General features: G+C 62.7%; 19 protein-coding genes. 12 read left to right on the top strand and 7 right to left on the bottom strand.

Features of this window, described 5'->3' with window-relative positions; genetic code table 11:
• Nucleotides 1-77 precede the first annotated feature (77 nt).
• The 4 genes from EJ576_RS17960 to EJ576_RS17945 are packed head-to-tail and all read right to left on the bottom strand — an operon-like array spanning nt 78 to nt 3,200.
• The gene (locus tag EJ576_RS17960; RefSeq protein ID WP_068937051.1) at nt 78-599 is read right to left on the bottom strand and encodes a DUF3299 domain-containing protein; all 522 of its coding nucleotides are present in this window, start codon (nt 597-599) and stop codon (nt 78-80) included.
• Between the two features lie 11 nt (nt 600-610).
• Nucleotides 611-1,876, bottom strand: a complete 1,266-nt coding sequence (locus tag EJ576_RS17955) for an ABC transporter permease (protein ID WP_068937052.1) — start codon at nt 1,874-1,876, stop codon at nt 611-613.
• A gap of 1 nt (nt 1,877) precedes the next feature.
• The gene (locus tag EJ576_RS17950; RefSeq protein ID WP_068937053.1) at nt 1,878-2,588 is read right to left on the bottom strand and encodes an ABC transporter ATP-binding protein; all 711 of its coding nucleotides are present in this window, start codon (nt 2,586-2,588) and stop codon (nt 1,878-1,880) included.
• 6 nt (nt 2,589-2,594) lie between these two features.
• Nucleotides 2,595-3,200: a DUF2796 domain-containing protein gene (locus EJ576_RS17945; RefSeq protein WP_126570809.1), complete on the bottom strand. Its 606-nt coding sequence runs from the start codon at nt 3,198-3,200 to the stop codon at nt 2,595-2,597.
• A gap of 130 nt (nt 3,201-3,330) precedes the next feature.
• Here EJ576_RS17945 and EJ576_RS17940 point away from each other — a divergent pair, with 130 nt between their 5' ends.
• A complete protein-coding gene (locus EJ576_RS17940) occupies nt 3,331-3,672 on the top strand; it encodes a hypothetical protein (RefSeq protein WP_126570808.1) in 342 nt (113 codons plus the stop codon).
• On the opposite strand, the gene trxA is transcribed toward EJ576_RS17940, so the two are convergent.
• Genes trxA through EJ576_RS17925 form a run of 3 tightly spaced genes read right to left on the bottom strand, consistent with a single transcriptional unit; the run spans nt 3,669 to nt 5,688 of the window.
• Nucleotides 3,669-4,541 (bottom strand): thioredoxin, encoded by an 873-nt coding sequence (trxA, locus tag EJ576_RS17935; RefSeq protein WP_122727804.1) that lies wholly within the window; start codon nt 4,539-4,541, stop codon nt 3,669-3,671. The genes EJ576_RS17940 and trxA overlap by 4 nt on opposite strands.
• 32 nt (nt 4,542-4,573) lie before the next feature.
• Nucleotides 4,574-5,236: a methyltransferase gene (locus EJ576_RS17930; protein ID WP_126570807.1), complete on the bottom strand. Its 663-nt coding sequence runs from the start codon at nt 5,234-5,236 to the stop codon at nt 4,574-4,576.
• Nucleotides 5,233-5,688, bottom strand: coding sequence for a YbaY family lipoprotein (locus EJ576_RS17925; protein WP_028618110.1), 456 nt, complete (start codon nt 5,686-5,688; stop codon nt 5,233-5,235). The genes EJ576_RS17930 and EJ576_RS17925 overlap by 4 nt, the downstream gene beginning before the upstream one ends.
• A 140-nt stretch (nt 5,689-5,828) precedes the next feature.
• Here EJ576_RS17925 and nrdR point away from each other — a divergent pair, with 140 nt between their 5' ends.
• From nrdR to EJ576_RS17870, 11 genes are all read left to right on the top strand, one after another.
• Entirely contained in the window at nt 5,829-6,293 is a 465-nt protein-coding gene (gene nrdR, locus EJ576_RS17920) for a transcriptional regulator NrdR (protein ID WP_010206843.1), read from the top strand.
• Nucleotides 6,290-7,426 (top strand): bifunctional diaminohydroxyphosphoribosylaminopyrimidine deaminase/5-amino-6-(5-phosphoribosylamino)uracil reductase RibD, encoded by a 1,137-nt coding sequence (ribD, locus tag EJ576_RS17915; protein ID WP_126570806.1) that lies wholly within the window; start codon nt 6,290-6,292, stop codon nt 7,424-7,426. Before nrdR ends, ribD begins: the two co-directional genes overlap by 4 nt.
• A gap of 45 nt (nt 7,427-7,471) precedes the next feature.
• Nucleotides 7,472-8,134: a riboflavin synthase gene (locus EJ576_RS17910; RefSeq protein WP_028618109.1), complete on the top strand. Its 663-nt coding sequence runs from the start codon at nt 7,472-7,474 to the stop codon at nt 8,132-8,134.
• A 15-nt stretch (nt 8,135-8,149) separates the two neighbouring features.
• Nucleotides 8,150-9,241: a bifunctional 3,4-dihydroxy-2-butanone-4-phosphate synthase/GTP cyclohydrolase II gene (gene ribBA / locus EJ576_RS17905; RefSeq protein ID WP_016978541.1), complete on the top strand. Its 1,092-nt coding sequence runs from the start codon at nt 8,150-8,152 to the stop codon at nt 9,239-9,241.
• A 90-nt stretch (nt 9,242-9,331) separates the two neighbouring features.
• Nucleotides 9,332-9,808 (top strand): 6,7-dimethyl-8-ribityllumazine synthase, encoded by a 477-nt coding sequence (ribE, locus tag EJ576_RS17900; RefSeq protein ID WP_003176356.1) that lies wholly within the window; start codon nt 9,332-9,334, stop codon nt 9,806-9,808.
• A complete protein-coding gene (nusB, locus tag EJ576_RS17895; RefSeq protein ID WP_126570805.1) occupies nt 9,805-10,305 on the top strand; it encodes a transcription antitermination factor NusB in 501 nt (166 codons plus the stop codon). The genes ribE and nusB overlap by 4 nt, the downstream gene beginning before the upstream one ends.
• An 18-nt stretch (nt 10,306-10,323) precedes the next feature.
• Nucleotides 10,324-11,289: a thiamine-phosphate kinase gene (thiL, locus tag EJ576_RS17890; protein ID WP_126570804.1), complete on the top strand. Its 966-nt coding sequence runs from the start codon at nt 10,324-10,326 to the stop codon at nt 11,287-11,289.
• A 66-nt stretch (nt 11,290-11,355) separates the two neighbouring features.
• Nucleotides 11,356-12,075 (top strand): ABC transporter substrate-binding protein, encoded by a 720-nt coding sequence (locus EJ576_RS17885; protein WP_122727816.1) that lies wholly within the window; start codon nt 11,356-11,358, stop codon nt 12,073-12,075.
• A gap of 129 nt (nt 12,076-12,204) precedes the next feature.
• A complete protein-coding gene (gene ribA, locus EJ576_RS17880; protein WP_016978544.1) occupies nt 12,205-12,822 on the top strand; it encodes a GTP cyclohydrolase II in 618 nt (205 codons plus the stop codon).
• Nucleotides 12,819-13,238, top strand: coding sequence for a nuclear FMR1 interacting 1 family protein (locus EJ576_RS17875; protein WP_123475790.1), 420 nt, complete (start codon nt 12,819-12,821; stop codon nt 13,236-13,238). Before ribA ends, EJ576_RS17875 begins: the two co-directional genes overlap by 4 nt.
• Nucleotides 13,235-14,023, top strand: coding sequence for a cobalamin-binding protein (locus tag EJ576_RS17870; RefSeq protein WP_126570803.1), 789 nt, complete (start codon nt 13,235-13,237; stop codon nt 14,021-14,023). Before EJ576_RS17875 ends, EJ576_RS17870 begins: the two co-directional genes overlap by 4 nt.
• Nucleotides 14,024-14,075 lie beyond the last annotated feature (52 nt).

Genomic DNA, 14,075 nt, shown 5'->3' with positions numbered 1-14,075 from the left:
TTTAAAAGTTGTACGTCCAATGGTAAAGATCGTTCCGTCCGGTCTTTTGACTCAGCTCAATGAAAGGGCGATCAGCGCTATTCGGGCAGCTCGTACATATAAATTTTCTCAGCGTCCATCTGGTAACCGGCGTCGGCCAGTTCGCTGGTGGACGGTTTGACCTGCATCGCGCCTTCGATCCAGTACGGCTGGTACAGCTCATCGAGCTTCACGCCGATTTCGCTTTTGACATGCACAATCTGGTTCGAGGGTGGCGGCGGCACATGGATGCACGCGCCGAAATACGGCACCAGCAAGAACTCCGTCGTGCGGCCTTCCTCACTGACTTCCAGCGGCACGATGTAGCCCGGCAAGCGGATGTGCTGGCCGTCGAGGCTTTGCACCACTGGGGCGTTGGGCAAGTCCTGCTTGGCCGCTGGCGCTGCCTCGACCGCTAACGCATCGGCCATGTTCGACAAGTCGTGCAGCGGTTTCATGTTGGGGATTTCCGGCGGCGCGTCTGGCGGGATCATCTCCTGCCAGGACAAATCCTTGGGCTGATCTTCCGCCCAGGTGGGAACTGCCACCAGCAGCAACAACGCAAACAGCGCACGACGCATCGCAACCTTCCTCATAAACGTATGGACAGGCCATCGGCCAGGGATTGCCGATAGGCGCGCCACGCGGGCACGCTGCCCATCAACAGCGCGGCGGCCAGGATACCGGCGAGCAGCGTCCATTCATATTCGCTCGGCCAGGCCATCGGCAGGTCCAGGCCGTAATTGGCCTGCAGATACCCGCGCGAGGCGGCGATGCACACATACAGCAAACCCACCCCGGCGATTACGCCGGACAGTGCCAGGGCGAAGGCTTCGAAGATCAGCAACGTTGCGATATGCCACGGCCGCGCACCCACCGAGCGCAAAATTGCCATTTCGCGGCGGCGCTCGTTGAGGCTGGTAAGGATCGCCGTGAGCATGCCGATCAAGCCTGTGAGCACCACGAACAGCGAGATCACGAACAGCGCCTTCTCGGCAGTGCCCATCATGCTCCACAACTCTTGCAGCGCCACGCCGGGCAGGATCGCCAGCATCGGTTCGCCACGGAATTCGTTGATCTCGCGCTGCAGGGCAAACGTGGAAATCTTATTGTTCAGGCCGAGCATGAACGCGGTGATGGCCTGCGGCGTGAGGTCCATGTTGCGCGCCTGGTCGGCACTGATGCGGCCTTTGCCTTGGGCCGGTACGCCGTTGTGCCAGTCGATATGGATCGCCTCCATGCCGCCGAGGCTGATGTGCAACGTGCGGTCTACCGGCGTGCCGGTGCGCTTGAGAATGCCGACCACGGTGAAGGGTTTGTCATCGTGTTTCACCAGGCTGACCACCGCCACGCCATGGGCCAGCACCAGTTTGTCGCCAAGTTTGTAATGCAGCGCGTCAGCCACTTCGGCACCGAGCACCACTTCAAACGGGTCGATGGCGAAGGCGCGGCCGCTGGCCAGTTCAAGGTTTTGCTTGCGGCCGTATTGGTAGTGCTCGAAGTAGGATTCGTTGGTGCCCATCACGCGGTAGCCGCGATGGGAGTCACCGAGGGAAATCGGGATCGCCCACTTCACCTGGGGGCTGGCGGCGAAATGTTCGAAGCTGTCCCAGCGAATGTTGTTGGTGGCGTTGCCGATGCGGAACACCGAGTACAGCAGCAGGTTCACCGAGCCGGAGCGCGCGCCGACGATCAAGTCGGTGCCGCTGATAGTGCTGGCGAAACTGTTGCGCGCTTCAACGCGCACACGTTCCACCGCGAGCAACAAGCAGACTGAAAGCGCGATGGCGAACGCGGTGAGGATCGCGGTAAAGCGGCGGTTAGCCAGGCTGGCCATGGCTAGACGGAACAGATACATCTCAAACCTCTGCGGGCGTGGCGGCGCGATTGAGTTCGGCCAGCGACAGGTTGCGGTCGAACAGCGAAGCCAGGCTCTGGTCATGGCTGACAAACAGCAGGCTGGCGCCGGCTTCGCGGCATTCGGCGAACAACAGCTGTAGGAAGGCTTCGCGGGCGTCGTAGTCCAGAGCCGAAGTGGGCTCGTCCGCGATCACCAGCTCCGGCTGGCCGATCAACGCACGGGCGGCGGCGACGCGTTGTTGCTGGCCGATGGACAGCGAGTCGGCGCGGCGATCCAGCAGGTTTTTGTCTTTCAACCCAAGGTGCGCAAGTAAAGCAGCGGCGGCTTGGTCGACACTGCCGTGGCGCTGTTTCGCCCGCTGTGCACGCAACTTGGAAAAGTGGCAGGGCAGCTCGACGTTCTCGCGCACCGACAGGAATGGCAGCAGGTTGAACTGCTGGAAGATGTAGCCGGTGTGGTCGACGCGGAAGCGGTCGCGGGCGCCGGCCGACAGCTCGGTCAGCTCCTGGCCGAGCAGGCGGATGCTGCCCTGGTTGGGTGTCTGCACGCCGCCGAGCAGGCCCAGCAGCGTGGTTTTGCCACTGCCGCTCGGGCCCTTGAGAAACAGGGTTTCCCCAGCTTCCAGGCGGAACGCGGGGATGTCCAGCAACTGGGGGTGACCGGGCCAGTTGAAGCCCAGGTCAGACAGTTCGATCAATGCGTGTGTCATGGGAACTCAGAACTTCAAGGTGGCTGCTGTGGCCGTGGCTTCCACACCTTGCTGGCCACTCGGACCGATCAGTTGTACCTGAACTTTCTGGGTGGCGGGGAAGGTCTTGAACACCTGGGTCAGGTCAAGGTTGCTCAGGGCCGTCGGCGTGGCGCAGGTGAACTGGTAGTGGGCGTGGATTTCACTGTGGTCGTGATGATGCTCGTGGGCAGCCGCGCCTTTGCCGTCGGTGGCGTGGTCATCATCATCGTCGTCATGATCGGCTTCCGGCTTGTCACCGAACAACGGGCTGTTGAGTTCCTGGCTGCTGACCACGCAACCGGCGGCCCTGGGCAAGTTGAACAGGGCGACAGGGTTTTCCAGCTGTTTGCGCACGGCGGCGACCTTGGCTTTGTCCGCCGGGGTGGTGGCCAGGTGTTCGAAACCCACCAGGTTCATCGCCGGGCTGTCCAGTTCCAGCTCCAGGGCCTGGCCGTCGAGCACTGCGTTGAGACGGCCGACGCCATGTTCGTGGGCGCCAAGGCTGCCGTGTTCATGGTCGTGATCATCATGAGCGTGAGCAACCGCCAGTGGCAGCAGGGCAAACGGCAAAGCAAGCAACAGACGGCGCATGGGAAGGCTCCAGAAGATGAAAGTTTTGTTATGTGATCTTATAACAATTTCCGCTGAGTTTGACCGCCCGCTTGGCGTTGCGCAAGCCGCATGGGAGCATGCTTGTCAGAAAAGTGCAGGAGTAAGGACGATGTTGCGAATTCGTGGAACGGTCGGCGACTTGCCGGTGGACTTGACCCTGGAGCTGGACGACGGCGATTGGGCACGGCTGGGCGCGCAGTTGCAGGCGACGCCTGTCCCCGCCGCAGCGACAGTGGCACCGGTCAAGCAGAATGACGACCTGTGGCAGAACGCCCAGGACCTGTTGCGCAAGGCCGGCCAGCTCAGCGGCCTGGAGTTGCTGGATCAGTTGGAAGGCTTGGCCGGCGATGCGGCGTCAGGCAAGCGCCTGCTGGTGCGCCTGCGCCACAGCTCGAACGTAAAAGTGGCCAGCGGCGCCGATACGCCGCTGTACCGCTGGGTTGGCGATTAGTACAACGCGGCAAACAACTTGCGACGGTACACGGTCACCAGCGGGTGATCATTGCCCAGCAGTTCGAACACCTGCAGCAAGGTCTTGTGCGGCAGGCCTTCGCTGTAGCTGCGGTTGCGGATGAACAGCTTGAGCAGACCTTCCAGCGCCGCGTCGTACTGCTGGCGCGCCAGTTGCTGGATCGCCAATTGGTAGGCCGCTTCGTCATCCTGCGGGTTTTGCGCCAGGCGGCTTTTCAGCTCGGCGGCATCCGGCAGGTCGGCAGCCTGGCGCAGGAAGGTGATCTGTGCCTTGGCCCCGGCGAGGGCGGCTTTGTGGTCGTCGCTTTTCACCGCGTCCAGCACGGTCTGGGCTTCGCCCAGTTCACCGCGCTCGGCCAGGCAGCGTGCGTAGAGAATCAGCGCCGCAGCGTTGGTGTTGTCCTCGCCCAGCACTGTCACTAGCACGGCTTCTGCATCGGTGATGCGACCTTCGGCAAACAACGCCTGGGCCTGCTCCAACGGATCCGCCGCCGCCGGTGGCGGCATCTGCACATGGGGCTCCAGCATCGCGCGCACCGCCGACTCCGGCTGCGCCCCGGCAAACCCATCCACGGGCTGGCCGTCCTTGAACAACACCACCGTCGGCAGGCTTTGAATGCCAAAGCGCGCAACGATATCCTGCTCGGCCTCGCAATCGACCTTGGCCAGCAGCAACTCACCCTGATAACTCTCGGCAACTTTCGCGAGCATCGGCATCAACGCCTTGCACGGCGCGCACCACTCGGCCCAGAAATCCACCAGCACGGGTTTTTCGAAGGAGTTCTGGATCACTGCCTGGTCAAAGTTGGCGGTGGTGACATCGAAGATATACGGCGTGGGCTGACTCATGGGACGTCTCGAATAAAGCGGGAATGGGGCAACTATAAGGGCTGGCGCCGCGAATGGTACAGGCTCACCTTGCGAAACTCCCAAGGCTCCGCCAAGTCCGGCAAGGTCAGTGCATCCAGGATCTCCAGCCTTTGATAATTCGGGTGCTGAAAATCTCTTACTCGCGAATCCGCCACCAACGCTTCGCGGCCTCGCGTGAGGAACTGATCCAGCAGCGGCAGGTTCGCCCGGTCGTAGAGCACATCGGCCACCAGGATCAGGTCGAAGCGATCAGCTTCGGCAAAAAAGTCTGCCGAATAACCCAGCTCCACTCCATTGAGTTCGGCATTCGCCCGACAGGACGCCAACGCCAGCGGGTCCAGGTCACAAGCCACCACTTCCAGCGCGCCGGCCTTGACCGCCGCAATTGCGGCCACGCCGGAGCCCGCGCCAAAATCCAGTACGCGCTTGCCCGCGACCCACTCCGGGTTCGCCGCCAGGTACCGTGCCAGCGCCAAGCCACTGGCCCAGCAAAAGCTCCAGTAGGGCGGTTCATGCAGGATGCGCCGGGTTTCGTCGGGGCTGAAGGCGCGGTCCATGTTTTCCGCATCCAGCAGCCACAACGACAACGCGGTGCCCGGCAGCGGGCAGGGCACCAGGTGCGCGTCGCCGATCAGTTCGCTCAGCGCGGCTTGCAGGCCCAGCGGTGGCGTCATGGTGCCTTGACGAGTTGCAGGGGGCCGGTGGTCTGGGTGATCGCCTGGGTGATGCGCACGGCGGGCAGGTGCAGGATCAGTTGGCCGGACTGGCTGGCGCGACCGCGCAATTCAACCCGCGCACCGGCCGGGAAGGCCTCTGGGTTAAAGCGCAGGCGGAAAGCCAGGGGCTGGCCGTTGCCGGTCAGCACGCTGCTGGCGAGCAATTGTTGTGGGCGCGAACGATCGTCGATCACCAGCAGGGCCATCTCGACTTCGGCGCCCGCCGGAATATTGGTCAGGCTGCCGCTGATTTCCCGCTGGTAGGCGGGCAGGGGGCCCATGTCTTCAATGCCGGGGACTTTTTTCTCTTGTGCCGGTGTGGGCTGAGGTGCGGCGGGCTTGGGGGCTTCGCTGCTGCAGGCGACCAGGAAACTGAACAGGGTGAGCAAAACAAGTGGTCGTAACTGCATGTACGGCTCCAGAAAGGACAAAATCCGTGGCTTTAAAAATATGAAACATAATAGTCAGCCTATATACCGTAAAGGCTATGGCTTGTCTTGCCACAGGGATGCGCTACCATGGCCCTCCCTTTATTTGTTGCCTGCCTACCATGCACTGTCCCTTCTGCGGTGCCAACGACACCAAGGTCATTGACTCGCGTCTGGTCGCCGAGGGCGATCAAGTGCGTCGCCGGCGCGAATGCCTGGCCTGCGGTGAACGTTTCACCACCTTCGAAACCGCCGAACTGGTATTGCCACGTCTGATCAAGTCCGACGGCAGCCGCCAGCCTTTCGACGAAGAAAAACTGCGCGCCGGTATGCAGCGCGCCCTGGAAAAACGCCCGGTGAGTGTCGAGCGGCTGGAGGCGGCGCTGGTGCATATCAAGCACAAGCTGCGCGCCACTGGCGAGCGCGAGGTCAAGAGCCTGGTGGTTGGAGAGCTGGTGATGGGCGAGCTGCAAAAGCTCGACGAAGTTGCCTACATCCGTTTCGCCTCGGTGTATCGACGCTTCCAGGACCTCAATGAGTTCCGCGAAGAGATCGACCGCCTGGCCCGTGAGCCTGCCAAAGAATGAACCCACCGTCTGCCGAACAAGCTGTGCTCGACGCCCATTACATGGCCCGCGCCCTGGAACTGGCGCGCAAGGGCCTGTACACCACCCATCCCAACCCACGTGTGGGTTGCGTGATTGTGCGTGATGGGCAGATTGTCGGCGAAGGCTGGCATGAGCGGACCGGCGAACCGCATGCCGAGCCCAATGCCCTGCGCGCCGCCGGTGCCAAGGCCCGAGGTGCCACGGTGTACGTGACCCTCGAACCGTGCAGCCATCACGGGCGCACGCCGCCTTGCGCTGATGCGTTGGTCACCGCGGGTGTCGCTCGCGTTGTGGCCGGGATGCAGGACCCGAACCCGGAAGTGGCGGGGCGCGGCATGCAGCGCCTGGCTCAAGCCGGTATCGAGGTGCGCAGCGGTGTGTTGGAAACTGAAGCACGCGCGCTGAATCCGGGTTTCCTCAAGCGCATGGAACACGGGCTGCCCTTCGTGCGGGTCAAGCTGGCGATGAGCCTGGATGGCCGCACCGCCATGGCCAGTGGCGAAAGCCAGTGGATCACCGGTCCGGCTGCCCGCGCCGCTGTGCAACGCGTGCGTGCCGAGGCCAGTGTGGTGCTGACTGGCGCCGACACCGTGCTGGCCGACGGCGCCCGCCTGACGGTGCGCGCCGCCGAACTCGGCCTGGATGAAGCCACCACCGCCCTGGCTATGTCGCGCCCGCCGTTGCGCGTGCTGATCGACGGGCGCCTGCGGGTGCCGCTCAATGCACCGTTTTTCAAGGCCGGCCCGGCGTTGGTCATCACCTGCGTGACCGCGGAAAACCAATTCCCTCGTGGCCCCGAATGCCTGGTAGTGCCGGGTGTCGATGGCCAGGTCGACCTGCGCTCTGCGCTGGTGGCGCTGGCGGCCCGTGGCGTCAACGAAGTGCTGGTGGAAGCCGGCCCAAGCCTGGCCGGTGCATTTGCCCAGCAAGGCCTGGTGGATGAATACGTGATTTTCATCGCCGGCAAGTTCCTCGGTTCCGCCGCGCGGCCTTTGTTGGACTGGCCGCTTGAGAAACTGGCCGATGCCCCCCAACTCAAGATCACTGAAATGCGCGCTGTGGGCGATGACTGGCGAGTCACTGCCATCCCTGTGCCAGCAGCGAGCGTATAATTTTCTGCCTGCGCCCAGCGCGGTAACGTTTTCCAGGAGAAGGCCATGTTCACCGGCATCATCGAATCCATCGGCAGCATTCGTGCAATGACCCCAAAAGGCGGCGACGTTCGCTTGTCGGTTGAAACCGGCAAGCTCGACCTGGGCGACGTCAAGCTGGGCGACAGCATCGCCATCAACGGCGTGTGCCTGACCGTCATCGAGCTGCCAGGCAACGGTTTTGCCGCCGATGTCAGCCGGGAAACCCTGGACTGCACCGCGATGAACGACCTCAAGGCCGGTAGCCCGGTCAACCTGGAAAAAGCCCTGACCCCGACCACTCGCCTCGGCGGTCACCTGGTCAGCGGCCACGTCGACGGCGTCGGCGAAGTAGTCGCGCGCAGCGAAAACGCGCGGGCCGTGGAATTTCGCATCCGCGCGCCAAAAGAGCTGGCCAAGTACATCGCCCACAAAGGCTCGATCACCGTCGACGGCACCAGCCTGACCGTGAACGCCGTGAATGGCGCCGAATTTGAACTGACCATCATTCCCCACACCCTCAGCGAAACGATCATGGCCTCGTACCAGCCGGGTCGCCGAGTGAACCTGGAAGTGGACTTGCTTGCCCGTTACCTGGAGCGCCTGTTGCTGGGCGAAAAGGCCGCAGAGCCTGCATCCGGTAACATCACTGAAAGCTTTCTGGCCGCTAACGGCTACCTGAAATCCTGACCAAGGGGGTGCCGCGTGGCGCTCAATAGCATCGAAGAACTGGTTGAAGACATCCGCCAAGGCAAGATGGTCATCCTGATGGATGACGAAGACCGCGAAAACGAAGGCGACATCATCATGGCGGCCGAGGCCTGCCTGCCTGAGCACATCAACTTCATGGCCAAGCACGCCCGCGGGCTGATCTGCATGCCCATGAGCCGTGAGCGCTGCGAGTTGCTCAAGCTGCCGTTGATGGCGCCGCGCAATGGCTCGGGTTTTGGTACCAAGTTCACCGTCTCGATTGAAGCCACCACTGGCGTCACCACGGGCATCTCCGCCGCCGACCGCGCCCGCACCGTGCAGGCCGCCGCCGCGAAAGACGCCAAGGCCGAAGACATCGTCAGCCCCGGCCACATCTTCCCGTTGATGGCCCAACCGGGCGGCACCCTGGCCCGTGCCGGCCACACCGAAGCCGCCTGCGACCTGGCGCGCATGGCCGGTTTCGAGCCGAGCGGGGTGATCTGCGAAGTGATGAACGATGACGGCACCATGGCGCGTCGTACCGAACTCGAAGCCTTTGCCGCCGAACACAACCTCAAGATCGGCACCATTGCCGACCTGATTCACTACCGCATGATCCACGAACGTACCGTTCAGCGGATTGCCGAGCAGCCACTGGACAGCGAACTGGGCCAATTCAATTTGGTGACCTACCGTGATTCAGTGGAAGGCGACGTGCACATGGCCCTGACCCTGGGCAGCATTTGCGCCGAAGAACCGACCCTGGTGCGTGTGCACAACATGGACCCATTGCGCGACCTGCTGATGGTCAAGCAACCGGGCCGCTGGAGCCTGCGCGCCGCTATGGCTGCGGTCTCCGAGGCTGGCAGCGGTGTGGTGCTGTTGCTTGGTCACCCGCTGGATGGCGATGTCTTGCTGGCGCATATCCGCGAAACGGCTGACCACGCGCCGGTGAAAAAACCGACCACCTACAGCATCGTCGGTGCCGGTTCGCAGATCCTGCGTGACCTGGGCGTGCGCAAAATGCGCTTGATGAGTGCGCCAATGAAATTTAATGCGATATCCGGTTTCGACCTGGAAGTAGTAGAATACGTGCCCTCCGAATAAAGGCTGGCGATTTTCGCCCCTTGTTCGCGGTTCAAATATCACTAAGGGACGCGTCATACACGCGTCCCGGCTCTTTAAGAGATTTGTCGAATGACCCTGAAGACCATCGAAGGTACCTTCATCGCCCCCAAAGGCCGCTACGCCCTGGTGGTTGGCCGCTTCAACAGCTTCGTGGTTGAAAGCCTGGTAAGCGGTGCCGTGGACGCCCTGGTTCGCCACGGTGTGAGCGAGAGCGACATCACCATCATCCGTGCCCCTGGCGCCTTCGAAATTCCACTGGTTGCGCAGAAAGTTGCCCAACAGGGTGAGTACGCGGCAATCATTGCCCTGGGCGCAGTCATTCGTGGCGGTACTCCGCACTTCGAATACGTGGCCGGTGAATGCACCAAGGGCCTGGCCCAGGTGTCCATGGAGTTCGGCGTGCCAGTCGCCTTCGGCGTGCTGACCGTGGATTCCATCGAGCAAGCCATCGAGCGTTCCGGCACCAAGGCCGGTAACAAAGGCGCTGAAGCTGCCCTGTCCGCCCTGGAAATGGTCAGCCTGCTGTCGCAGTTGGAGGCCAAGTGATTTCCGACGAGAGCGACAACTTCAACCCGCGTGAGCCACGTCCAGCCGATGCTGGCAAGCCGTCCAAGAACGAGAAGCGTCGCGCTGCTCGTCAGTTGGCGACCCAGGCGCTGTACCAGCGCCACATGGCCAAGACTCCGCTGAACGAAATCGAAGCGCAGTTTCGCGTCGACAACGACTTCACCTTCGCCGACCTGCCGTACTTCCACGACATCCTGCACGGTGTGCATGCGCACCTGACCGAGATCGACGCGGCCCTGGCACCTTGCCTGGACCTGACCATCGAAGAGCTGGACCCGGTTGAACTGTGCGTGATGCGCCTGTCCGCCTGGGAACTGCTGCATCGCGTCGACGTGCCGTACCGCGTGGTGATCAACGAAGGTATCGAACTGGCGAAAGTCTACGGTTCGACCGACGGCCACAAGTTCGTCAACGGCGTACTCGACAAGCTGGCCCCGCGCCTGCGTGAAGCCGAAGTGAAGGCGTACAAGCGCTAAACCGCGCTTGAATCCTTGATGGGCGAGTTTGAGCTGATCCGCAATTACTTCGCCGCCGCGCCCTGTGCGCAAGGCGGCGAAGGCATTGCACTTGGGATTGGTGACGACTGCGCCTTGCTGGCGCTCCCTGTCGGGGAGCAGCTGGCAATCTCCACCGATACCTTGGTGGCCGGGGTGCATTTTGCCGACCCCTGTGACCCGTTCCTGCTGGGCCAGCGCTCGTTGGCCGTGGCGGTAAGCGACCTGGCCGCCATGGGCGCCAACCCCCTCGCCTTTACCCTTGCTCTCACCACACCGACGGTCGATGCCGATTGGCTGCAACGCTATGCCCAGGGTTTGAACCTGATGGCGCAAAGCTGTGGCGTGGGCCTGGTGGGCGGCGATACCACCCGTGGGCCGTTAAGCCTGACCCTGACCGTGTTTGGTCGCGTACCCGCAGGGCAAGCCTTGACCCGCAGCGGTGCGCAGCCGGGTGACCTGCTGTGTGTCGGCGGCGAGCTGGGCAATGCGGCCGGCGCCTTGCCGCTGGTATTGGGCCAGCGCAGCACTGACGCGGCCATCGCTGATCCACTGCTGGCCCACTACTGGTCGCCGCAACCGCAGTTGGGCCTGGGGCTGGCGCTGCGCGGCAAGGCTACGTCTGCCATGGATATTTCCGACGGCCTCCTGGCTGATTGCGGGCATATCGCCACGGCCTCGGCTGTCAGTCTGTTCATCGAGCGTCAGCGGTTGCCTTTGTCTCAGGCGCTGTTGGCGTTCGTCGGCGATGACGCGGCGCGTATAGCGGCGTTGAGCGGGGGCGATGACTATGTGCTGGTGTTCACCCTGCCACCCGCCGAGCTGGCGCCGTTGTTGGCCGACGGCTGGCCGGTCCATGTGATCGGACGGGTCGAGGCGGGGCAGGGCGTGACGCTGCTGGACGCCAACGGGCAAGACATCACGCCAGCCATTCGTGGTTATCAACATTTTCGCGGGACGCCCTGAATCGGCGACCTGCGCTACCCTCTATAGCGTAATCACGGATGCAACGCCCTGTAGGAGGTCGCCACCATGGATGTGCGCCGTTGGCTGCTGATAGTGCTGTGTGCCTTTACGGCTGGGGTCCAGGCGCAGGGCGTGCCCGGCAAGGTCATGCTGGCCAGTGAAGAGTGGAACGACTACACCAACAAAGACGGCAGCGGCCTGGCCTGGGACGTGCTGCGCCAGGTGTTCGAACCTGCCGGAATCACGCTGCAGACGCGCTCGGTGCCCTACACCCGCTCGGTCGGCCTGGCCCAGCGCGGCGAAGTGGATGGCTGGGTCGGGTCCTATCGCGATGAAGCCACGGGTGTGTTGTACCCCCACTGGAATTTCGATTCCGATCACATTTACGCCCTCGGCCTGGCCAGCACGCCGGCGCCGACGGTAGCCACGCTGGGCAATTACCGCCTGGCCTGGGTGCGTGGCTACAAGTACGAGGAGTACTTGCCCAATGTGCACCGCTTCAACCAGATCGAGCGCCGCGATGGTATTTTGCCGATGCTGGAACACGCGCGGGCCGACTTCTACATCGATGCGCTGACCGAGGCCAAGTACGTGCTCAATCAGGCAGATGATCCGTCGAAGTTCGCACTGACTCACATCGCCGAACTCCCGCTATACATCGGGTTTGCCGATAACGAACGGGGTCGCGCCTTGATGGGCGTCTTCGACCAGCGCATGGCGGCCCTGGTGAAAAGCGGCGAGTTAAAGGCGATTTTCGAGCACTGGAAACAGCCGTATCCCTTCTGACCTGCATAGAACCAAGGCGAAGGCCAATCGAACCTATTGATCTTTATCAGCGATAATTCAGCTTAAGCGTCTGTAGGAACCTGCTGTTACAATGGCCGCCATCGTAAAAACTGAAATCAGGAGCACACGGTGCCCGTCGTTTTCGTCGCCGCTTCCAAGCTGCCTACCCCTTTTGCCACGTTCACCATGAACGGCTTTCTCGAAGAAGCCACCGGGCGCGAGCACGTTGTGCTGAGCCTGGGCGACATCGCTGATGGCGCGCCGGTGCTGGGGCGTGTGCATTCCGAATGCCTGACCGGCGACGCGCTGTTCAGCCAGCGCTGCGACTGCGGTTCGCAACTGGAAGCTGCCATGCGGGCCATCGCCCGTGAAGGCCGTGGCGTGCTGCTGTACCTGCGTCAGGAAGGCCGTGGCATTGGCCTGATGAACAAGATCCGCGCCTACGAGCTGCAAGATGGCGGCGCCGATACTGTTGAAGCCAACGAGCGCCTGGGCTTTGCTGCCGACCAGCGTGACTACGCGATCTGCCTGCCGATGCTGGAGCACCTGGGCGTCAAATCCCTGCGCCTGATGACCAACAATCCGCGCAAGGTCAAAGCCTTGACCGAGATGGGCATCACCGTGGCCGAGCGCGTGCCGCTGCACACCGGGCACAACCCGCACAACAAACTCTACCTGGCCACCAAGGCCAGCAAGCTCGACCACATGATGGGCAACGAGCACCAGGGCGAGGTCGACCGCGCGTGACCCGAGGCCAGGTGAAACGGCGACTGTCCTTCAATTGGTGGCAGTACCTGGCCCTGGCGCTGCTCCCCCTGTTTGTGATCAACCTGGTGTTCGGCCACGCCGAATCCTTGCTCCCGGTGCTGGCCATGCCGTTCTTCATTGCCGGCGTGGCCTCGATGTTTCTCAGCCTGCGTTACTTCCACGGCTATAAACACGCGTTGATCGCCACCTCCAAAGCCCTCGATACCCCGGAAGAACCGGCTGCCTGGATTACCTTGGCGGCCCGTCGGCGTACGGCGTTGCTGGTGGCAGCCGTCCCCGCCTGGATCGGCGCGCTGGCGGTGTTCGTCGGCCTGGAAGCGGTGCCGCTGTTCCTGCTGGCACTGTCGACGCTGGTGCTGTTCTACCTCTACCGCATCCCCCGTCAACTGGGATGAGACGCCACTGGCTGGCGGTTTTGCTGCTGGCGGGCTCTGCCCAGGTTTTGGCGGCCGAGCGGGTGGTCAGCCTGGCACCGTCCCTGACTGAAATCGTCGCTGAATTGGGGGCTGCCGACGTGCTGGTGGGCGTACTCGATGGCGGCGATCGTCCGGCTGCGCTGGCGCAAGTGCCGTCAGTGGGGCGTTACGGCCAATTGGACATGGAACGCCTGCTCAGCCTCAAGCCGGATCTGATCCTGCTGTGGCCCGGCAGCGTCGGCCCGGCCCAGCGTGCGCAGTTGCAGCGGCTGAACATCCCGGTTTATGTCGCTGAGCCCCATAGCCTTGAACAACTCACCACCCAGGTCCAGGCCATCGCCGAGCAGCTAGGCCGTCCTGAAGCTGGCCGTAAGTTGGCCGAGCAATTGCGCCAACGCCTGGCCGAGCTGCGTCAGCGCTATCAGCGTGCGGAGCCATTGCGGGTGTTTTACCAGGTGTGGAACCAGCCGCTGTATACCGTGGGCGGCGGCCAGATCATCAGCGATGCGTTGAGTGTGTGTGGTGCGCGCAATGTGTTCGACGACCTCAAGTTGCCCGCGCCGCAGGTAAGCATCGAGTCGGTGTTGCAGCGTGATCCTGAGATGATTCTGGTGGGCGATCAGGCTCAGAAGAATGCGTGGAAAGTCTGGCCGGCGATGGCGGCGCGGGTACGGTTAGTGCCGGACAAAGGCTTGGAGCGCCCTAGTGGGCAGATGTTGGAGGCGGTGGCGCGGTTGTGTCAGGTGATTTCGCCGAAGCTTTGATACCGCTATCGCAGGCAAGCCAGCTCCCACAGGGGAATGCATTCCAAATGTG

Source organism: Pseudomonas sp. C 49-2, from assembly GCF_003970195.1.
Classification (GTDB): Bacteria; Pseudomonadota; Gammaproteobacteria; order Pseudomonadales; family Pseudomonadaceae; genus Aquipseudomonas; species Aquipseudomonas canadensis.
The sequence above is the reverse complement of the archived record's forward strand: the minus strand, read 5'-3'. Positions and strand labels throughout refer to the sequence as shown.